Consider the following 19,539-nt stretch of genomic DNA (forward strand, 5'->3'; position numbering starts at 1 on the left):
CAGCGTTCGTCCTGAGCCAGGATCAAACTCTCCAACAAAAACCTCTTTGGAAAATCATCCCGGCAATCAAAGATTGCCAAAGGAATCCACATCAGAAACCCACAACCCAAAAGCTGTGAACCCTGACGGGGTATAAAACATAATTGGCACTGGCTTTTCAAAGCACCCTGTTGAGTTCTCAAAGAACAAACACACACCGTGCCGACCGCCATTGCGGATGGCACCGGGGCAACTACACCAGCTTACTACACCGAATTCGGCTTGTCAATCCCGTTTGTCGAGATCGTTACGTTTGCTGGCATTTCCCACTACTTCCCACCGTACACCCCATTGAAAGAGCTTCGGGTGGTTGCTTGGCAAACCAACCGCCGGGACGCACCCAGTCGCGCGTGGCTCTTGCCGAATCGCTAAGCTACCCGGTCAGTGTCGCATCTTCAAAATCGGATCCGCCTGATCTTACGCGTTCCGACGAAGGCCCTGCCCGTCACCTCAAACTTACCACCTGTGGAACCAGGTCAATCAAGCGGGGCGACCGCGACTGCCTGGAACCCGACAGCGAAGTTCAGAAGAACTGCGCTCAACCAGGAATCGAACTTGAGGCTCCAGTAACGATACCCGTGCTGTCACGCCTCGTCAAGCGGCAGCCGCGACGAAGCGTCAGCGTCGGTGTGAACCCGCGCGGCCGCGCGGCTCACCCGGAAAACTCGACGCCGGCAACCGTCCGCTTTCCCCGTCGGATGACGAGGTAGCGGCCATGCAGGCGTTCAGAAGCGCCGATGACCAGCTCCGGATCGGTGACCCGGACATTATTGACGTAAGCGCCGCCCTCGGCGATCGCACGACGCGCCTCATTCATACTGGAAACCACGCCCGCCGCCCTGAGCAGCGCGGCGACCGAAAGGCTCCCCTCGGCGGTCGTCAAGCCAGCTTCGGCCAGCGCGGCACGTAGCGTCGGCTCAGCGAGATCCGCCAGTGGCGCCCGTCCGAACAGGGCCTGACTCGCCGCCTCAGCCTGCGACAGCTCCTCCTGGCCGTGCACGAGGGTAGTGAGCTCCTGGGCCAGCGCCCGCTGAGCCAGCCGGGCCGATGGCCGCTCCGCGGCCGCCGCCGCGAGCTCCACCAGCTCGGCACGGTCCCGGAAGCTGAAATACCGCAGGTACCGCAAAACATCGCGGTCGTCGGCGTTAAGCCAGAACTGGTAGAAGGCATAGGGACTGGTCATCGAGGCGTCGAGCCAGACCGCGCCGCCAGCGGTCTTGCCGAACTTCGTTCCGTCGGCCTTCATCACCAACGGCGTGGTGAACGCGTGCACCGGGCCCGCGCCGCGGCGGCGGACGAAGTCAACGCCCGCGGTGATGTTGCCCCACTGGTCAGAGCCGCCGAACTGGAGCGAGCAGCCGTGATCGCGGCGCAGGGCATAGAAGTCGTGCGCCTGGATGAGCTGGTAGCTGAACTCGGTAAAGCTGATCCCGGAGTCGAGGCGTGCCTTCACCACGTCGCGGGCGAGCATCTTGTTCACCGGGAAGTGTTTGCCGACGTCACGCATAAACTCGACAACCGACATCGCGCCGGTCCAGTCCAGGTTGTTGACCAGCGTCGCGGCGTTCGCGCCGTCGTACGAGACGAAGGGTGCGAGCTGCTGACGGATCCGCTCCACCCAGCCCCCGACCACCTCTGGGTCATTCAGGGCGCGCTCGCCCCGGTCAGTGGGGTCGCCGATCTGGCCGGTGGCGCCGCCGACGAGCAGGAGCGGGCGATGCCCAGCCTGCTGGAGGCGACGGGCGGTGACCACCTGCATCAAATGGCCGACATGCAGACTGGCGGCCGTCGGATCAAAGCCGACATAGAACGTGGTGGGACCAGCGTCCAGGTGCCGCCGCAGCTCGTCGAGGTCCGTCGAATCCTGGATGAGTTCGCGCCACTGCAGGTCTGCGATGAGATCGGTCACCCGGTGATTCTCCCTCAGGCCCGCGGCGCGTCCCCAGCCGGTTCGGGCCCTACCGCCGACGACGTGGGACGTGCCGACGGTACGCGCTCACCGAGGGGTCGTTGGCGATCCAGAAGCGCCAGGGAACATCGGATGCCTTGGCGACCCCGACCCTCGGACCAGCGATGATCTGGTCCGGGGCCACCGGCCGGGTCGGCGGCGACAGCAGCACCGGGCCGCCACCGTCCAGCATGGAGGTGTCGTTGGCCTCAGCGCCCACGCCTAGCGCCACGCAGAGCCGTCCCGGCCCGCGGGCGAGCTCCCGATCCAGGACGTTCCCCCGGCGGGCGCGGGCCACAGCCAAGCCGTCGACAACCTCGCCGGCGCGCAGCAGGACCGCGGCGGCCTCGCCCTGCGGCCCGCACACCACGTTGAGACACCAGTGCGCCCCGAACACGAAGTAGGTGTACGCCCGCCCCGGCGGACCGAACATCACCCTGGTTCGGGCGGTGACGCCCCGGTGGGCGTGCGAGGCCGGATCGGCGCTCACCCCCGCGTACGCCTCCACCTCGGCCAGGCGAACCCGAACGCCGTGCGCCGAGACCTCCCATCCCAGCAGGGAACGCGCTACGCCCGGCACGTCAACCGCGGGCGCCGCGAGCCAGCAGCCGTCTGAACCGCTCACGCCTTCGTCAGCGGGGCACGACGGTCTGGGCGACCCACTCACGCCACCCGGCGAGCTTGGCATCCACGACCGCCAGCTGATCGGCGACCGGTCCGGGACCGGTCGACCCGGGGGTGGTGCGGGCGGCCAACGCGCTGCGCACCGACAGAACCTCACGGACGTCCGGCTCCAGGTGCTCGCTCACCATGCTCAGGTCGTCGTCGGAGACGTCAGCCAGAGCGCAGTCACGGGTGACGCACAGCGCGACGAGCTGGCCGGTCACCTCGTGGGCCTCCCGGAAGGGCACCCCGCGTCGTACCAGCCAGTCGGCGATCTCGGTGGCCAGGGTGTAGCCCTGGGGGGCGGCGGCTACCAGGCGATCCACCCGCACTGTCATCGTGTGGATCATCCCGGAGAGAGCCGGCAGAACGGTGTCGAGAGTGTCGACGGCGTCGAACGCCGGCTCCTTGTCCTCCTGCATGTCGCGGTCGTAGGCCAACGGTAGACCCTTGAGCATCGTCAGCAGGGTCACCAGACCGCCGATGAGCCTGCCCGCCTTGCCGCGGGCCAGCTCGGCGATGTCGGCGTTCTTCTTCTGCGGCATGATCGACGACCCGGTGGCGAAGCTGTCGTCCAGCTCCACCCAGCCGAACTCCTGCGACGTCCACAGCACCACCTCCTCGCCGAGGCGGGACAGGTGGACCCCCACCAGCGCCGTGACGAAGAGGAACTCGGCGACGAAATCGCGGTCGCCGACGGCGTCGATCGAGTTCTCCGCTGGCGCGTTGAAACCCAGCTCGCGGGCGACCCGGACGGGGTCCAGCGGCAGGGACGAGCCGGCCAGGGCGCCGGCGCCGAGCGGGCAGATCGCCGCCCGGGCGTCCCAGTCACGGAGCCGGTCGAGGTCGCGCAGCAGCGGATGGACGTGTGCCAGCAGGTGGTGAGCGAAGCTGACCGGCTGGGCGTGCTGGAGGTGGGTCATCCCGGGCATGGGGGTGTCGAGGTGCCGTCCGGCCTGCTCCACCAGGGCCTCGGCCAGCTCGACGAGCCGCTCGGCGATACCCCGCGCGCGATCGCGCAGATACAGACGCAGGTCGGTGGCGACCTGGTCATTACGGGAGCGGCCGGCCCGTAGCTTGCCGCCGAGGGCGCCGAGACGCTCGAGGAGGCCGCGTTCGAGCGCGGTGTGCACGTCCTCATCCTCGATCGTGGGACGGAACTGACCGGAGGCGCAGGCCGCCTCCAGATCGTCCAGGGCGGCCAGCATCCGGCCCAACTCGTCGGCGGTGAGTAACCCGGCCCTGGCCAGCACCCCGGCGTGGGCGCGCGAGGCGGCCAAGTCGTACGGCGCGAGGCGCCAGTCGAACTGGACGCTGACGGACAACCGGGCGAGCGCCTCGGCGGGGCCGCCGGCGAACCGGCCACCCCACAGGCGCGCGCCGCCGGTGTTCAATGACTGCTGCTCCACGGCTTCCATTGTGCTCAACTTGGCCCCGCGCCGCTCGGCGTGGCCGCGACGAGCCGCGTGTCGCGTGCGGCGGACAGCCGGCTCGGCAGGCCCCAGAGAGTGGTGAAGCCGGCCGCCAACGACTGGTCGAAGGTGTCGCCGGTGTCGTAGGTGGCGAGGCCGAAGTCGTAGAGGCTGGCTGGGGAGCGCCGTCCGGTGACGACCGCGCGACCGCCGTGCAGTCGCAGCCGCACCTCGCCGGTGACGTGCGCCTGTGTCTGGGCGAGGAAGGCGTCGAGGGCCTGCTTGAGCGGGGAGAACCAGAGCCCGTCGTAGACGAGCTCGGTCCAGCGCTGCTCGACGCTCTTCTTGAACCGGGCCAGGTCGCGTTCGAGGGTGACGGTCTCCAGCTCCTGGTGGGCGGTGATGAGGGCGACGGCGCCGGGGGCCTCGTAGACCTCGCGGCTCTTGATCCCGACGAGGCGGTCCTCGACCATGTCGAGCCGTCCGACGCCGTGGGCGCCGGCGCGTTGGTTGAGCGCGTCGATGGCCTGGAACGGGGTGACCGGACAGCCGTCGATCGCGACAGGGACGCCGTGTTCGAACGTGATGAGGGCGTCGTCGGGGTCCTTGGCGACCGCGGGGTCGTCGGTGTATCCGTAGATGTCCTCGACAGGGGCGTTCCAGATGTCTTCGAGGAAGCCGGTCTCGATGGCCCGTCCCCACAGGTTCTGGTCGATCGAGTACGGGCTGCGGGCGGTGACGTCGATCGGCAAGTTGTTGGCCTCGGCGTAGGCGATGGCGTCGTCGCGGGTCCAGGCGTAGTCGCGGGCCGGAGCGATGATTCTGAGGTCGGGGGCGAGCGCGCCGAGGCCCACCTCGAAGCGGACCTGGTCGTTGCCTTTCCCGGTGCATCCGTGCGCGACCGTGGTCCCGCCGTGCCGGCGGGCCGCCTCGACCAACCGTTTCACGATCAGTGGCCGACTCAGCGCGGACACCAACGGGTACTGCCCCATGTAGCGGGCGTTGGCGTGCAGGGCTGGCAGACAGTACCCGGCGGCGAACTCCTCGCGGGCGTCGATGACCTCGGCGACGACGGCGCCGCAGTCGAGCGCCCGCTGACGGATGGCGTCCAGGTCCTCCCCGCCCTGTCCGACATCGACGGCGACGGCGACGACCTCGGCGCCGAGCTTGTCGGCCAGGTACGGGATGGCGACAGAGGTGTCGAGGCCGCCGGAGTAGGCGAGCACGATGCGTTCCCGGTGCGGTGTGGTCATGTCGTCCCCTTGAGATCGGCGCCGGCGGTGGAGCCGGCGGTAGCGCCGCGGCGGTCGCCGGCGGTCGTGGTGGCGGGGGTGTCGGGAGAAGCTGTGGGGCTGGACCACGCGGCCAGGGTCGTGGCGAGCGCCGGCCCGCCGGACGGGTCGCGGGAGACGACGAGGATGGTGTCGTCGCCGGCGATGGTGCCGAGGATGTCGGGGAGGCCGGCGCGGTCGATGGCGCTGGCCAGGAACTGGGCGGCGCCCGGTGGGGTGCGGGCCACCACGATGTTGCCGCTGCTGTCGACGCCGACGCATAGATCACGCAGCAGGCGGACGAGCCGCGCCGGCGCGTCCTCGGCCGGCAGGAGGGGCTCCCGTCCGTCGTCGGGGATGAGGTAGGCGCCGAGACCGTCGCCGGCGCGGGCCTTGACGGCGCGCAGCTCGTCGAGGTCGCGGGAGAGGGTGGCCTGGGTGACGGTGATGCCGTCGGCGGCGAGCAGGGCGGCGAGCTCGGCCTGGGATCGCACCGGGCGCTGCCGGATGACGTTGACGATGCGGGCGTGGCGGGATGCTCGGCTGATCGGGGGCGGCGGGGTCACCCCATGAATACTAATGCATGACATCGCAAAATCATGCGATCTGGTTTCGTCATGCGTGTGTCCCCGTTTCGCTGAGGCCGCCAGACTGGATCAGCTGGCGGCCTCAGCGATACGTTGCGTCAGGCGCCGCGCATCGTCGCCCCGAATTCCTGGGCTGCCCGGGCCACGGCGGCGTCCCGGGCAGCCACCGATTCCTCCGCGGTGAGGGTGCGATCGGCGGCCCGCAGCGTCAGCTTGAAGGCCAGCGACTTGTGGCCGGCGCCGAGCTGCTCGTCATTGACGTACACGTCGAACAGCCGCGCTGACTCCAGCAGATCGCCAGCCCCGGCCGCCAACGCCTCGCCGACCTGCGCCGCCGGCGCCGCCGCGGCCACCACCAAGGCGACATCGATGAACGAGGGCGGGAAGGTGGACACTGACGGCGCTGTCGGAACCTGGGGCAGCGGGAGCGCGTCCAGGCTCACCTCCATGGCGCAGGTCCGGACCGGCAGATCAAGAGTCGACAGCACCGCCGGATGCAGCTCGCCGGCGTGTCCGACAACCTCCCCGCCGACGAGGAGCTCCGCACACCGGCCCGGGTGCCACGGCGCGACCTGAGCGGCGCGCACGATGACCATGGCGTCCGGAACACCAGCCGCCACCACGGCGAGCCTGGCCGCGGCGACCGCGTCGGCCCAGCCCGCGGCGCGGCCTGCGCCCCACCAGCCAGCGGGCTCGACCTCGCCCGCCAGCACCGCGGCCACGTGCCGGGGCTGGTCGGGAACGAACGCCTCCAGCTCGGCCAACTCGCCCGCGGAAGGACGGCCGGTCACCGGCAGGCGGCGCGGGGCGCCGGTGACAGCACGCGGCCAGAAGACCAGGCCGATCTCGTAGAGGGCCAGGTCGCGGTGACCACGACCGACATTGCGCCGCAGCGCCGCCAACAGCGGGGGCAGCAAGCTGGTGCGTAGCGCCGGCTCCTGCTCCGACATCGGATTCGCCAGGCGGACGGTCCGGCGGCGCGGATCGCCGGCCGGAAGGCCGAGCTGGTCGGCGCTGTCGGGACTCACGAACGGATAGCACAGCGTCTCGACGAAACCGGCCTCGGACAGCGCGCGGGTCACCTCGCGGCGCCGACGCTGATCGGGCGACAGCCCCCGGCCGGCCGGGGCCACCGGCAGAATGCTCGGCACCCGGTCATAGCCGTCGAGCCGGACGACCTCCTCGACCAGATCGGCCGGTTCGGTCAGATCCGGCCGCCACGACGGCGGCGTCACAGCGAGCCGATCGGCATCGACCTCGACCGCGCAGCCCACCTCGCGCAGCAGCTCAGCCACCCGGTCGACGCCATACGCCACGCCGGCGGTGCGCTCCGGCAGGTCCGCGGCGATACCGATCGGCTGCCGGGGGGCGACAGCGTCGATGTCGAGCACCTCGGCGCCAGCCGAACCGCCACCGTGCTCGACCAGCAGCTGGACCGCGCGCCGCAGCGCCACCAGCGGCAACGCCGGGTCCACACCGCGTTCGAACCGCTTGCTGGCCTCGCTGGGAAGCTTGTGCCGGCGGGCCGTGCGGGCCACCGCGATCGGTTCCCAGTGGGCGGCCTCGAGCAGGATGTCGGTCGTCGACGACGACACCTCGGTGCTCGCTCCGCCCATCACCGCCGCCAGCGAGATGACGCCGGAGTCGTCGGCGATGACGATGTCCTCCGGGCGCAGCTCGCGGGCCGCGCCGTCCAGGGTGGTCAGCTTCTCCCCCGGCTCGGCCCGACGCACCACCAGCTCACCGCGCAGGGCGGACAGGTCGAAGGCGTGCAGCGGCTGGCCAAGCTCCAACATCACATAGTTGGTGACGTCGACCGCCAGCGAGATCGGCCGCATCCCCGCGGCCGTCAGCCGGCGCGCCAGCCAGCGTGGGCTGGTCGCGGCGGGGTCGACGCCGCGCACCACGACCGCCGCGAACCGGTCGCAGCCGGCCGGGTCGAGCACCCGCGCCGGGTACGCCGGCGCCTGCGTGGCCACCAGGGGCTCGATCGCGGCCGGGTCCCGGAACGGCGCCCCCAGCGACGCGGCCAGCTCGCGGGCGACGCCGCGCACCGATAAGCAGTAGCCCCGGTCCGGGGTGACGTTCAACTCCACAACGACCTCGTCGAGACCGACCAGCGGGCGGGCGTCCTGGCCAGCGACGCCGGCGTCGGGCGCGAGCACGATGATGCCCTCGTGGTCGTCGCTGATGCCCAGCTCGCGGCCGGAGCAGATCATGCCGCGGGACATCCGGCCGTACGTCTTGCGCTCGCCGATAGCGAAGCCGCCCGGCAGTTCTCCGCCGGGCAGGATGACCACGACGTGGTCGCCCTCGGCGAAATTGCGGGCCCCGCAGATGATCTCCTGCGGCTCGCCGGAGCCGTTCGCGGCGCCGACGTCGACCAGGCAGTACCGGATAGGCTTCTTGTACTCGGTCAGCTCCTCGATGCTGACCACCCGGCCCACCACTAGATCGCCGCGGACGGCCGCGCCCAGATCGGTGATCTCCTCGACCTCAAGGCCGACCTTGACCAGCGCCCGCTCCAACGCGTCCGGATCGGTGGGCGCGTCGACGTGCTCGCGTAGCCAGCTGACTGGAACCTTCACGGTTCAGACCCCCATTCCGAAGGCGCGGGCGAAACGCACGTCGCCCTCGACGATGTCGCGCATGTCAGTGACCCCGTTGCGGAACATCAGGGTGCGGTCGATGCCCATGCCGAAGGCGAAACCGGAGTAGACGTCCGGATCGACGCCGCACGCGGTCAGCACCCGCGGGTTGACCATGCCGCAGCCGCCCCACTCGATCCAGCGGGCGCCGCCCGGGAAGTCCGGGAACCACACGTCCATCTCGGCCGACGGCTCGGTGAAAGGGAAGTAGTTGGGCCGCAGCCTGGTCCTCGCGTCAGGCCCGAACATCTCCCGGGCGAAGTGGTCCAGGGTCCCCTTGAGGTGCGCCATCGTCACGCCCTTGTCCACCACCAGGCCCTCGACCTGGTGGAACACCGGAGTGTGGGTGGCGTCCAGCTCGTCGGTGCGGTACACCCGGCCCGGGCACGCGATGTAGACCGGCAGATCCCGGGTGAGCAGCGTGCGCGCCTGCACCGGCGAGGTGTGCGTGCGCAGCACCAGGCCGGACTCGCCGGCGGCGGCCTCGGCGGCGCGCACGTAGAAGGTGTCCATCATGGTACGCGCCGGGTGGTCCGGGGTGAAGTTGAGCGCGTCGAAGTTGTACCACTCCACCTCGACCTCAGGGCCTTCGGCGATCTCCCAGCCCATGCCGACGAAGAAGTCGGAGACCCGCTCCATCATCGTCGACAGCGGATGCCTGGCCCCACGGGGCCGACGGTCCCACGGCAGGGTGACATCGACGGTCTCCTCGACCAGAATCCGCAGGGCCTGCTCGGCCTCCAGCGCGGCCACCCGCTCGGCGTAGGCCGCGTCGACCGCCTGGCGCGCGACGTTCACCCGCTTGCCAGCCTCAGACTTCGCCGCCGGCGGCAGCGCGCCGATCTCCCGACGCGCCAACGAGAGGGGCGAACGGTCACCCAGATGCAGATGTTTGAGCCCGGTCAACGCGGCCAGATCGCCGGCCGCGGCGAACGCCGCCCGGGCCTGCGCCACCGCGTCGTCGAGCGCGCCCTGGTCGAGCAACGCGACCTGCTTCGGGTCGTACGGATCATTCCTGTAAGACATGGTCTCCCTCACACCGGACAGCCATCGGGCAGTCTACGGAGGCGCGACCTGGCCGTCACCAGGCGGTGGGGATAGTCGGCCGCCGGAACGCGCGGGGCGGGTTCGGCGTCCCGGCGGCGGAGCGACCACGGCCGCGCCGGCTAACCAGCTTCGTTCGCCATCGGCCGGCGCAGTGAGTAGGTCACGGCCAACAACCGGTGCGGCTCGGACGGGTGGTGCGCAGCGTTACGCGCATACGCCTGCCAGCCCTCGGCGCCGGCGCGGTTCAGGTGCGGCAGGTCGTTGAACCGCTCGTCGGTGCCCCACCGGCGGACGCCGTCGGGGGCGTGGAACGCCGCAGACCAGTCCATGAACTTGTCCCCGCCGAGCGTGCCGGCCGCGCGGTATTCAAGTCGGGCATATTCCCATGTCGTCATTGGACCTATTCTTACCGGTCGCCGCAGCCGCGCCCACCCGGGGCGGCGGGTGGGCGCGGCTGATCGTCAGCGCTGCGGCGCGGCATCCGCCTGGGCGGATGCCGAGGCGTACAGGCACACCGCGGCGGCCGCGGCAAGGTTCAGGCTCTCGGCGCGCCCGTACACCGGCACCCGGACGGTCGCCGCCGCCGCCGACATCACCTCGGCCGGCAGACCGTGGGCCTCGGAGCCGAACGCCCACGCCGTGGGCACGACAAGGCCACCAGCTGCGGCCAACGTCGTCAGGTCCTGGTCACCGTAACCGGAGGCCGCAAGCACCCGCACCCCACGACGACCAAGCGCCGCCACCACGGTCATCGGGTCGTGCTCACGCGCCACCGGAACATGGAACAGGCTGCCGGCGCTGGCCCGGACGCACTTGCCGTTGTACGGATCAACCGTGTCGCCCACGAAGATGACCGCGTCGGCCCCGGCGGCGTCCGCGGTGCGGAGAACCGTGCCCGCGTTGCCCGGGTCCCGGATGTCGACCAGCAGCACCACCAACCTGGGCCGCGCGCCCAACGCCTGCGCGAACGGCACGTCGACGCGGTCACACACGGCGACGACGCCCTGCGGCGCGACTGTCTCGGCAAGAGCCTCGATGACGTCATCAGCCACCGACGAGACGGGGACGGCGGCGGCGTCCGCGGCGTTGACCAGCTCCCGCTGCCGAGCCAGGGCGTCGGCGGTGACGAACAGCTCCCGGGCCCGGCCGGCGGCCAGGGCCTCCCGGACCGCCTGCGGTCCCTCAGCCAGGAAACGACCGGCGGCGTCCCGCTCGCGCCGCCGCCGCAGCTTGCGGGCGGCGACAATGCGAGGCGTCCGCAGCGTGAACGCCACAGACGAGACGAGGCGCCCCCCATGCTGCTCGTGCGGCATGCGGGGCGCCTCGTTCACCGTTGCGAAGATCAGGCAGCCTGGGCGGCGGCGCCGCCGGTGCCCTCCGCCTCGACCGCCGTGCGGGCGATCTCGACGAGCGCGGTGATCGCGTTGGCGTCGTGGACGGCGAGATCCGCGAGGATCTTGCGGTCGACCTCGACACCGGCCAGGCGCAGACCCTGGATGAAGCGGTTGTAGGTCATCCCGTTCGCCCGCACGGCGGCGTTGATACGGGTGATCCACAGCTGCCGGAAGTCGCCCTTACGGTCCTTACGGTCCCGGTAGGCGTACTGCATCGAGTGCAGCATCTGCTCTTTGGCCTTGCGGTACAGGCGGGACCGCTGGCCCCGGTACCCCTTGGCCGACTCGAGAATCTCGCGGCGCTTCTTGTGCGCGTTCACTGCGCGCTTGACGCGTGCCATGTCATGTGCTCCTTAGATCTATGAAATGGCGCGCGTCAGCGGCCGAGCAGCTTCTTGATCCGCTTGGTGTCCGCCTTGGCCACCTCGACGGTGCCGGTCAGACGACGGGTGCGGGTGGACGGCTTGCTCTCGAGCAGGTGGCGCTTGCCGGCCTGCTCGGTGCGCAGCTTGCCAGTGCCCGTGACCCGCACGCGCTTGCCGGTGCCGGTGTGGCTCTTCATCTTCGGCATTGAAAACCGCTCTCTCTGCGTTACTCGCCGACGGTCCCGGCCGGCTCGGCCGCGACGTCGCCCGCTACATCTGCCTCGTCCTCGCGACCGCCGTCCTTGCCCGAGGCGGCCAGAGCGGCGGCCTTCGTGGCGCGGTGCGGCGCGAGCACCATGATCATGTTTCGGCCGTCCTGCTTCGGGGCGGCCTCGACGTAGCCCAACTCGGCGATTTCCTCTTCGAGCCGGCGCAGCAGCCGGTAGCCCAGCTCCGGTCGGCTCTGCTCACGACCGCGGAACATGATCGTGACCTTCACCTTGTCCCCGGCCTTGAGGAACCGCATGACGTGACCCTTCTTGGTCGCGTAGTCATGCGGGTCGATCTTCGGTCGGAGCTTCATCTCCTTGATAACGGTCTGCTGCTGGTTACGCCGCGCCTCGCGGGCCTTGAGCGCGCTCTCGTACTTGAACTTGCCAAAGTCCATGAGCTTGCACACCGGCGGGCGGGCCATCGGCGCCACCTCCACCAGATCCAGGTCGACGTCCGCGGCCAACTGCAGGGCTCGCTCCAGCGGGACGATGCCCACCTGCTCGCCCTCAGGGCCGACCAGACGGACCTCGCGAGACCGGATCTGATCGTTGACACGTGGTTCGACGCTGATGGGGCCTCCTAGGGTGCGTTGCTTCCCGTCGATTCCCGATGACGCCCCATGGGGGACGCCTGGGCAGCAGAAAGCCCCGGCACATGCCGGGGCCCCACTCGACCGGTCACCGCGCAGCGCGCGAGGCACGAGCCCGGACAACGCCGGGTTCGCGGACCGGACCCGGCCGCCGAGGCGAACGCGGGTGGGAGCGGGAGCTCCGCTTCAAGACGCCAGGCCCGTGAGGGCATGGCAGTCTGGTCGACTTCCGCCGAGCCTAGCAGACCAGCAGGCGCCGCCAGCCAGCGGCAGTCAGCTGCCGGTCAGCTGCGGCCGGCGGTGGCGTGTAGCGCCCGCAACGCTCGGACCCCGGCCACGGCGTAGTCCTTGTCAGTCGCCTGGACCGCCATCATTGGCACGATGTCGTCGTCGTTGAGCTCCAGGCTCGCCCACGGGGCGCCGTGCGGGAAACGCACCGAACGCACCACCGACCACGGCAACTGGTAACCGCCGACAAGGTTGCGCACGGTGATGCCCGTGGCGTCCGCGACAACGCGGGGCCGGGTCAGCGCGAGAATGCCGGCGGCGCCCAGCGCGCCCAGCACGACCATCGCGATCTGATCGCCGCGCCCGAACGTGGCCGGCCCCTCGTTGACCTGGCCACGAAGCGCGGTGGCCACGAACACGAACACGAGGAACAGCGCTCCCGCAGCGACCGCGCAGACGATCCGCGCCCGCAACGGCCGTAGCCGCACCTGATCCCCGGCAGTCAGCTCAGCATCGTTCACCTGCCCGAGTCTGCCAGCCTGGCGGCTGACCGCCAGCGGCGACCCGGTCACAGGCGGCAGGCGTGGATGTCGGTGACCAGGAGCGCCCGCGCCCCCAGCTCGTACAGGTCGTCCATCACCCGGTGCACGTCGCCGCGCTTGACCATCGCCTGGACCGCGATCCAGCCTTCCCGGTGCAGCGGCGAGATCGTCGGAGACTCGATCCCGGGCGTCAGGGCGCTGGCCTGGTCGAGCAGGTCGGCGGGCACGTCGTAGACCAGCATCACGTAACGCCTGGCCACCAGGACGCCCTGGAGCCGACGCAGCAACTGGCCCGCGGCGGCGCCGTCGGCCGACCCGTCCCGGGTGATGAGGACGGCGGACGAGTCGAGAATCGGCTCGCCGACGACGACCAGGCCGGCCTGCCGCAGGGTCGTGCCGGTCTGCACCACGTCGGCGACGACGTCGGCGACGCCCAGCCGGACGGCGTTCTCGACCGCCCCGTCGAGCCGGATGACCTCGGCGTCGACAGAACGCTTGGCCAGGTACCCGCCGACGACGCCGGGGTAGGAGGTGGCGATGCGGCGGCCGGCCAGACCCGCGGTGTCGGCCAGCGTGCCGGGGGCGGCGGCGAACCGGAACGTCGCCGCGCCGAAACCGAGATCCAGAACCTCCTGGGCCGGGCTGCCGGAGTCGACGAGCAGGTCCCGCCCGGTGATACCCAGGTCAAGATCGCCGGAGCCGACGTAGGTGGCGATGTCCCGCGGGCGCAGGTAGAAGAACTCGACGTCGTTGACCGGATCGTGGCAGACCAGATCCTTGGGGTCCGTCCGCTGCCGGTAGCCGGCCTCGGCGAGCATCTGGGCGGCGGCGGTGGCCAGCGACCCCTTGTTCGGTACGGCGATGCGTAGCATCGGGCGTGCTCCTTAACCTGAGGGCGAACGGTCGGCGGGCACGTCAGAGATGTCGGTAGACGTCCTTGAGCTCCAGCCCGGCGGCGAGCATGAGCACCTGCGCCTGGTACAGCAGCTGGGCGATCTCCTCGGCGGCGCGCTCGCGCCCCTCGTGCTCAGCGGCCATCCACGACTCGGCCGCCTCCTCGACGACCTTCTTGCCCACCCCGTGCACACCGCCGCGCAGCGCCACCACGGTGCCGGAAGTGGGGTCGCCGGCGGCGGCCTTGGCCGACAGCTCGGCAAACAGCTCCTCGAACGTCTTCACCCGCGGGATTCTGCCAGCCCGCGCGGTCAGAACGCCGGCCGGCCCGGCGCCGCGCCCCCAGCGGTCCGGGGCCGGGCGCGGTCAGGCGCTGGCCAGGTCCCGCAGTGTCACCGCGGCGTCGAGCGCGGCGACAGCCGCCGCGTAGCCCTTGTCCTCGATCGAGTCCTCCAGGCCGGCCCGGTCCTTGGCCTGGCCGAGCGACTCGACCGTGAGGACGCCGTTGCCTACCGGCGTCGACTCGTCCAGCGCCACCCGGGTGAGGCCCGCGGTCACCGCGTCGCAGACGTACTCGAAGTGCGGCGTCTCGCCGCGGATGACGACGCCGATGGCCACCACCGCGTCGTGCGTGCGCGCCAGCGCCTGGGCCACCACCGGCAGCTCGACCGCCCCGGAGACCCGGACGATGGTCACCTCCGGGACATGGCAGGCGCGGGCGGCGACCCGAGCCTGTTCGATCATGTGCTCGATGAGGTCGTGATGCCACCGCGAGCCGACCACTGCCAGCCTCAGACCGGTGGCGTCGACCGTGCTGAGGTGCGGATCTCCGAAGCCGGCCATCAGGCGAGTCCTTCCACAACGTCGTCCAGCTCGTCGAGCAGGTGCCCCATCCGGTCCCGCTTGGTGCGCAGGTACCGCACGTTCTCCGGGTGGGCCCGCACCGGCAGCGCGGCCCGGCCGACGATGGTGAGACCGTACCCTTCCAGGCCCGCCCGTTTGGCCGGATTGTTGGTCAACAGGCGCATACTGCGCACGCCGAGGTCGAAGAGAATCTGCGCGCCGGTGCCGTAGTCGCGGGCGTCCGCGGGCAGCCCCAACTCCAGGTTGGCCTCCACCGTGTCGCGGCCGAGGTCCTGGAGCTGGTACGCCTGGAGCTTGTGAAGCAGGCCGATCCCCCGGCCCTCGTGCCCACGGACGTAGAGGACCACGCCGCGCCCCTCCGCGGCGACGGCGGCGAGCGCCGCGTCCAGTTGGGGGCCGCAGTCGCAACGCAGCGAGCCGAAGACGTCGCCGGTGAGGCACTCCGAGTGCACCCGCACCAGGACGTCCTGGCCGGCGCCGATGTCGCCGCAGACCAGGGCGATGTGCTCGCTGGGGTCGAACGCGGCCCGGTACCCGACCGCCCGGAAGACCCCGTGCCCGGTGGGGATGCGCGCCTCGACGACCCGCTCCACCTGCTTCTCGGACCGGCGCCGGTGGGCGATGAGGTCGGCGATGCTGATCAGGGCCAGGTCGTGCTCGGCGGCGAAGCGGCGCAGGTCGGGCAGGCGCATCATGGTGCCGTCGTCGTTGACCAGCTCGCAGAGCGCGGCGGCCGGACGCAGGCCGGCCAGGGTGGCCAGGTCGATCGCGGCCTCGGTGTGCCCGGGCCGACGCAGCACCCCGCCGACCTTGGCCCGCAGCGGGACGACGTGTCCGGGTCGGGCCAGGTCGGCCGCGCTGGTGGCAGGGTCGGCGAGCAGGCGGATCGTGTGCGCCCGGTCAGCTGCCGAGATGCCGGTCGAGACGCCCTCGCGCGCGTCGACGCTGACCGCGTACGCGGTGCCGCGACGGTCCTGGTTGGTGTGGTGCATCGGCGGCAGATCGAGCCGGTCGGCCTCGTCCTCGGTCAGCGGGGCGCAGATGTAGCCGGAGGTGTGGCGGACGGTGAACGCCAACAGCTCCGGCGTGGCCTTCTCCGCGGCGAAGATGAGGTCGCCCTCGTTCTCCCGGTCCTCGTCGTCGACGACGATCACCGCACGGCCGGCGGCGATCTCAGCGACGGCGCGTTCGATCGTGTCCAACGTAGACTCCATGACCTCGGTCGGCGCGGTCATCGCGCTCCTCCCAGCATCTTCTCGACGTACTTGGCAATCACGTCGACCTCGATGTTGACCGGGTCGTCGGGCTTGCGGTGGCCGAGCGTGGTCAGCTCAAGCGTCGTCGGGATGAGGCTGACGGCGAACGACCGCTCGTCCACCGAGGCGACGGTCAGCGAGACTCCGTCGACGGTGATCGACCCCTTCTCCACCAGGTAGCGGTCCAGGCCCGACGGCAGGGAGAAGGTCAGCCGCTCCCAGTGCTGCGAGGGCTGGCGGTCCAGCACGGTGGCGACAGCGTCGACGTGGCCCTGGACGAGGTGGCCGCCGAGCCGGCTGCCCAGGGTGGCGGCGCGCTCCAGGTTGACCGGGTCGCCGGGGCGAAGCGATCCGAGGGCGGAACGGCTCAGGGTCTCGGCCATGACGTCGGCGGTGAAGACGCCGCCCTGGACGTCGACGACGGTCAGGCAGACGCCGTTGACGGCAATCGAGTCGCCGTGCCGGGCGTCGGTGGTGACCAGCGGACCGCGCACGGCCAGCCGCACGGCGTCGGTCTGCTCGGTGAGATCGGCGACGGCGCCGAGCTCTTCGATGATGCCGGTGAACAATCCGACCCCTCATGCTCGCGGTGGACGCGCGGCGGGCAGGGGTGGCGCAGGCGGCGCCGGCGACGACAGCGCCAGCAGGGCGCTGACCGCCAGGGGCGTTCGCGGGCCAGATCGTGGCCGCGTACGCGGCCCGGAGGGCAGCGCTGACCGTCCCGCGCGCCGCTCCCATCCGGACTGTCTGGCCACGGGCTGTGCCGCTGCCAACCGTCGGCCCTGGGGTCACACCAGGTCCACCGGGCGCGTGATGCGACCGGGTCACGGGCTTACCGGGCGACGGGCCGCTCAACACGGCCAACAGCCCGGATCACCGCCGGTTCGGAATTTCACCGAGTCCCGCCAGCGCGTGGTGGGTACCGACCAGTGTTGCACGCCCGGGCCCGGCGGCAACCCGCCGGGAGCTACGTCACACCGGCACGCGCCACGGGCCGCCGGTCAGGCGACCTTCCTTCGGTCGATCGCGATGTACGAGCCGGGCTGGCTCTTGGCCACCGACTTCATCTCCGAGGCCACCGCGATCACCTGCCGGGCGTCGGGGAAGCGCCGCTGGGGGGTGGACTGGGCGACGCCGATGGACAGGGTCACCAGGGCGGCCCGGTGCGCCTGGCCCCGTCGATCGGTGATCTCGACATAGCCGCGCCGGGAGTCGACGGGGTCATAGAGCTGGTCGGCCGCCGCCTCGAAATCGATCACCACCTGGCGGAGCAGCGGCAGCACCTGCGGCGGGGTGCAGATAATGACGAAGTCGTCGCCGCCGATGTGCCCCAGGAACGGCATCGGGGGGCTGGCGGCCACCGCCGCTCCCTGAACGCTGCGGGCCAGCGCCGAGATGAACTCGTCACCGCGCACGAAGCCGTACATGTCGTTGACGCTCTTGAACCGGTCGATGTCGATGTAGGCGATGGCGAAGTCGGCCCCGGAGCGGACCCGGTCGGCCACCTCGCGCTGGATGCGGGTGTTGCCCGGCAGCCCGGTCAGCGGTGACACCTCGCGAAACTCCTGGTTGCGCCGCAGCGTGGAACGCACCCGGGCGATGAGCTCCAGGGTGTCGAAGGGCTTGACGAGGTAGTCGTCGGCGCCGGCGGTGAGGCCGACGACCTTGTCCACGGTCATGCCCTTGGCCGTCAACATGATGATGGGCAGCGCCGTGGTGAGCGGGTTGGCGCGCAGGCGGCGGGTCAGCTCCAGGCCGTCGACCCGGGGCATCATGACATCGACCAGGGCCAGGTCGGGGCGACGGGCCTCGATCAGGTCGAGCGCTTCCTGGCCGTCACGGGCCACGGCGACCTCGAAGCCGTGCAGCCGGAGATTGACCTCGACGAAACGCGAGATGTCGGGATCGTCGTCGACCACGAGAATCGTGTCCTGCCGGGGCTGCCCCGGATCCATGGCCACCGTTCCCCCCTCACGGTCGCCAAGCCCGCCCCGGTCGGGCGACGTCAGCGCTGCGCTCCCTCGGCCAGGGCGCGCAGCCGGCGGACCGCCTCAGCGGCGTCCGGGACGCCGTAGACGGCGGTGCCGGCGACGAAGGCGTCCGCGCCGGCCTCGGCCGCCTGGGCGATCGTGTCGTCGGCGATGCCGCCGTCGACCTCGATCCGGATCTGGAGCCCTTCGGCGGCGACCCGCTGGCGGGCCGCCCGGACCTTCGACAGCAGCTCCGGCATGAACCTCTGGCCGCCGAATCCGGCCTTGATGGTCATGATGAGCAGGGTGTCCAGGTGCGGCAACAGGTCCAGGTACGGCTCGATCGGGGTGTCCCGGTCGATCGCCAGGCCAGCCCTGCTGCCGGCGGCGCGCAGGTCCTTGGCCAACGCCACTGGGTCGTCGCACGCCTCGGCGTGGAAGGTGACGTTGTAGGCCCCTGCCTCGGCGTACTCCGGCGCCCACCGCCGCGGGTCGGTGATCATGAGGTGGATATCGAAGGGTATCGCCGTGGCCTGGAGAAGGCTGCGCACCACCGGCAGGCCGATGGTGAGGTTCGGAACGAAATGGTTGTCCATGACGTCGACGTGAAGCCAATCGGCGACGCCTTCCACCGCACGGGCGGCGTCCGCGAGGTAGGCGAAATCGGCCGCGAGAATGCTCGGCGCCACCACAAGCTCTGCTGGGTTCACGGCGGCCAGTGTACGGATTCGCGAGCGCCGCGGCGCCGCCGGCTTAGATGGCCAGATCCAACGCGAAGCGGTCTCCGGCGGGGGCGAATCCCAGCCGCTCGTAGTAGGGCGAGACCATGCCGGGCGGGGTGAGGACGCGGCGGAAGCCCCGCTCGGTCAGCAGCCGGCTCCGACGGAAGACGAACTCCCCCGGGGTGAAGTCGCGGAACCGGGGCGTGACGTAGTCCAGCTCCACCTGGGCGACGCCGTCGCCGAGGTCGCGCACCACCATCACACCGACCGTCTCGTCGCGGCGCACGATCAGGAACGCCGTCCTGTCGCTGACCGTTGCGCCGATCCGGAACCCGGGGTTGAACCGCTGGATGTCGGGGGCGTGCACGGTCAGCAGGTGGCCAAGGAACGGATCGCCGACACCCACCTCGACGACGCCGTAGACCGCGCTGTCGTGCCGGGACGACAGCAGGCGCCACAGGTGCCAGACGTTGATCGCCGACAAGGCGACGTTCAGGGCGACCATCGACCAGAGCGACACCGCGGCGTTGAAGGCCACCAGAAGCAGCCCGCCGATCAGGTTGTAGGCGCGTAGTCGCAGGATGCGCGCCTGGAGCAGCGACCACACCACCAACGCCGAGCCGGCCCAGCCGACGACCTCCCACACGCCCACCCGCGCAGGCTACGTGCTCACCCGGACGGTCACCGACGAGATCGACATGGCCCCACCACTGCGACTTACGGACAGCCATCGGTTCACCACTTGACGTCAGACACCGCGTCGTCATCCGCGAAAGATGACACAACGTCGTCTGTTCGCCGGGCCACGCCGCGCCTAGCGTTGCCGA

Annotated in this window: 21 protein-coding genes; all 21 read right to left on the reverse strand. The window is 70.7% G+C overall.

Annotated features, from left to right (window positions below):
• Positions 1–691: 691 nt before the first annotated feature.
• Positions 692–1,948, reverse strand: a complete 1,257-nt coding sequence (gene tyrS, locus ABD287_RS13555) for a tyrosine--tRNA ligase (protein ID WP_344172920.1) — start codon at positions 1,946–1,948, stop codon at positions 692–694.
• A 49-nt stretch (positions 1,949–1,997) separates the two neighbouring features.
• Positions 1,998–2,612, reverse strand: a complete 615-nt coding sequence (locus ABD287_RS13560; RefSeq protein ID WP_344172922.1) for a DNA-3-methyladenine glycosylase — start codon at positions 2,610–2,612, stop codon at positions 1,998–2,000.
• Positions 2,613–2,619: 7 nt separating this feature from the next.
• Entirely contained in the window at positions 2,620–4,068 is a 1,449-nt protein-coding gene (argH, locus tag ABD287_RS13565; protein ID WP_344173134.1) for an argininosuccinate lyase, read from the reverse strand.
• A 5-nt stretch (positions 4,069–4,073) separates the two neighbouring features.
• On the reverse strand, positions 4,074–5,315 hold the full coding sequence (locus ABD287_RS13570) for an argininosuccinate synthase (RefSeq protein ID WP_344172924.1): 1,242 nt from the start codon (positions 5,313–5,315) through the stop codon (positions 4,074–4,076).
• Complete coding sequence (locus ABD287_RS13575; RefSeq protein WP_344172926.1) at positions 5,312–5,899, reverse strand: arginine repressor; 588 nt, start codon at positions 5,897–5,899, stop codon at positions 5,312–5,314. Before ABD287_RS13575 ends, ABD287_RS13570 begins: the two co-directional genes overlap by 4 nt.
• A 119-nt stretch (positions 5,900–6,018) precedes the next feature.
• Positions 6,019–8,508, reverse strand: coding sequence for a phenylalanine--tRNA ligase subunit beta (gene pheT / locus ABD287_RS13580; RefSeq protein WP_344172928.1), 2,490 nt, complete (start codon positions 8,506–8,508; stop codon positions 6,019–6,021).
• Positions 8,509–8,511: 3 nt separating this feature from the next.
• On the reverse strand, positions 8,512–9,594 hold the full coding sequence (gene pheS / locus ABD287_RS13585; RefSeq protein WP_344172931.1) for a phenylalanine--tRNA ligase subunit alpha: 1,083 nt from the start codon (positions 9,592–9,594) through the stop codon (positions 8,512–8,514).
• A gap of 140 nt (positions 9,595–9,734) precedes the next feature.
• Positions 9,735–10,010, reverse strand: coding sequence for a hypothetical protein (locus tag ABD287_RS13590; protein WP_344172933.1), 276 nt, complete (start codon positions 10,008–10,010; stop codon positions 9,735–9,737).
• 66 nt (positions 10,011–10,076) lie between these two features.
• Entirely contained in the window at positions 10,077–10,928 is an 852-nt protein-coding gene (locus tag ABD287_RS13595) for a TrmH family RNA methyltransferase (RefSeq protein ID WP_344173136.1), read from the reverse strand.
• A 29-nt stretch (positions 10,929–10,957) separates the two neighbouring features.
• A complete protein-coding gene (rplT, locus tag ABD287_RS13600) occupies positions 10,958–11,350 on the reverse strand; it encodes a 50S ribosomal protein L20 (protein ID WP_344172935.1) in 393 nt (130 codons plus the stop codon).
• Between the two features lie 35 nt (positions 11,351–11,385).
• Entirely contained in the window at positions 11,386–11,580 is a 195-nt protein-coding gene (gene rpmI / locus ABD287_RS13605; RefSeq protein ID WP_344172937.1) for a 50S ribosomal protein L35, read from the reverse strand.
• 20 nt (positions 11,581–11,600) lie between these two features.
• Positions 11,601–12,218 carry a translation initiation factor IF-3 gene (infC, locus tag ABD287_RS13610; protein ID WP_344173138.1) on the reverse strand — a complete coding sequence of 206 codons (618 nt, stop codon included), beginning with the start codon at positions 12,216–12,218 and terminating at the stop codon, positions 11,601–11,603.
• A gap of 302 nt (positions 12,219–12,520) precedes the next feature.
• The gene (locus tag ABD287_RS13615) at positions 12,521–12,985 is read right to left on the reverse strand and encodes a PH domain-containing protein (RefSeq protein WP_344172939.1); all 465 of its coding nucleotides are present in this window, start codon (positions 12,983–12,985) and stop codon (positions 12,521–12,523) included.
• A gap of 47 nt (positions 12,986–13,032) precedes the next feature.
• Complete coding sequence (hisG, locus tag ABD287_RS13620) at positions 13,033–13,878, reverse strand: ATP phosphoribosyltransferase (RefSeq protein WP_344172941.1); 846 nt, start codon at positions 13,876–13,878, stop codon at positions 13,033–13,035.
• 43 nt (positions 13,879–13,921) lie between these two features.
• Entirely contained in the window at positions 13,922–14,185 is a 264-nt protein-coding gene (locus tag ABD287_RS13625) for a phosphoribosyl-ATP diphosphatase (RefSeq protein WP_344172943.1), read from the reverse strand.
• An 81-nt stretch (positions 14,186–14,266) separates the two neighbouring features.
• A complete protein-coding gene (gene ribH, locus ABD287_RS13630) occupies positions 14,267–14,743 on the reverse strand; it encodes a 6,7-dimethyl-8-ribityllumazine synthase (RefSeq protein ID WP_344172945.1) in 477 nt (158 codons plus the stop codon).
• Complete coding sequence (locus tag ABD287_RS13635; protein WP_344173140.1) at positions 14,743–15,978, reverse strand: bifunctional 3,4-dihydroxy-2-butanone-4-phosphate synthase/GTP cyclohydrolase II; 1,236 nt, start codon at positions 15,976–15,978, stop codon at positions 14,743–14,745. The genes ribH and ABD287_RS13635 overlap by 1 nt, the downstream gene beginning before the upstream one ends.
• A 17-nt stretch (positions 15,979–15,995) precedes the next feature.
• Positions 15,996–16,589 carry a riboflavin synthase gene (locus ABD287_RS13640; protein WP_344172947.1) on the reverse strand — a complete coding sequence of 198 codons (594 nt, stop codon included), beginning with the start codon at positions 16,587–16,589 and terminating at the stop codon, positions 15,996–15,998.
• 432 nt (positions 16,590–17,021) lie between these two features.
• On the reverse strand, positions 17,022–17,975 hold the full coding sequence (locus tag ABD287_RS13645; protein WP_344173143.1) for a response regulator: 954 nt from the start codon (positions 17,973–17,975) through the stop codon (positions 17,022–17,024).
• Positions 17,976–18,025: 50 nt separating this feature from the next.
• Positions 18,026–18,700: a ribulose-phosphate 3-epimerase gene (rpe, locus tag ABD287_RS13650; protein ID WP_344172950.1), complete on the reverse strand. Its 675-nt coding sequence runs from the start codon at positions 18,698–18,700 to the stop codon at positions 18,026–18,028.
• A gap of 43 nt (positions 18,701–18,743) precedes the next feature.
• Entirely contained in the window at positions 18,744–19,364 is a 621-nt protein-coding gene (locus ABD287_RS13655) for a hypothetical protein (protein WP_344172952.1), read from the reverse strand.
• Between the last annotated feature and the right edge of the window lie 175 nt (positions 19,365–19,539).

This window comes from Pilimelia columellifera subsp. columellifera, from assembly GCF_039532605.1.
GTDB classification, from domain to species: domain Bacteria; phylum Actinomycetota; class Actinomycetes; order Mycobacteriales; family Micromonosporaceae; genus Pilimelia; species Pilimelia columellifera.

Bases quoted from the DNA above. Each gene is read 5' to 3' on its own strand.
- argH (WP_344173134.1), bottom strand. From the start codon at position 4,068: ATGGAAGCCGTGGAGCAGCAGTCATTGAACACCGGCGGCGCGCGCCTG.
- ABD287_RS13635 (WP_344173140.1), bottom strand. From the start codon at position 15,978: ATGGAGTCTACGTTGGACACGATCGAACGCGCCGTCGCTGAGATCGCC.
- rplT (WP_344172935.1), bottom strand. From the start codon at position 11,350: ATGGCACGCGTCAAGCGCGCAGTGAACGCGCACAAGAAGCGCCGCGAG.
- rpmI (WP_344172937.1), bottom strand. From the start codon at position 11,580: ATGCCGAAGATGAAGAGCCACACCGGCACCGGCAAGCGCGTGCGGGTC.
- ABD287_RS13595 (WP_344173136.1), bottom strand. From the start codon at position 10,928: ATGCCGCACGAGCAGCATGGGGGGCGCCTCGTCTCGTCTGTGGCGTTC.
- hisG (WP_344172941.1), bottom strand. From the start codon at position 13,878: ATGCTACGCATCGCCGTACCGAACAAGGGGTCGCTGGCCACCGCCGCC.
- ribH (WP_344172945.1), bottom strand. From the start codon at position 14,743: ATGGCCGGCTTCGGAGATCCGCACCTCAGCACGGTCGACGCCACCGGT.
- ABD287_RS13570 (WP_344172924.1), bottom strand. From the start codon at position 5,315: ATGACCACACCGCACCGGGAACGCATCGTGCTCGCCTACTCCGGCGGC.
- ABD287_RS13645 (WP_344173143.1), bottom strand. From the start codon at position 17,975: ATGGATCCGGGGCAGCCCCGGCAGGACACGATTCTCGTGGTCGACGAC.
- ABD287_RS13590 (WP_344172933.1), bottom strand. From the start codon at position 10,010: ATGACGACATGGGAATATGCCCGACTTGAATACCGCGCGGCCGGCACG.
- pheS (WP_344172931.1), bottom strand. From the start codon at position 9,594: ATGTCTTACAGGAATGATCCGTACGACCCGAAGCAGGTCGCGTTGCTC.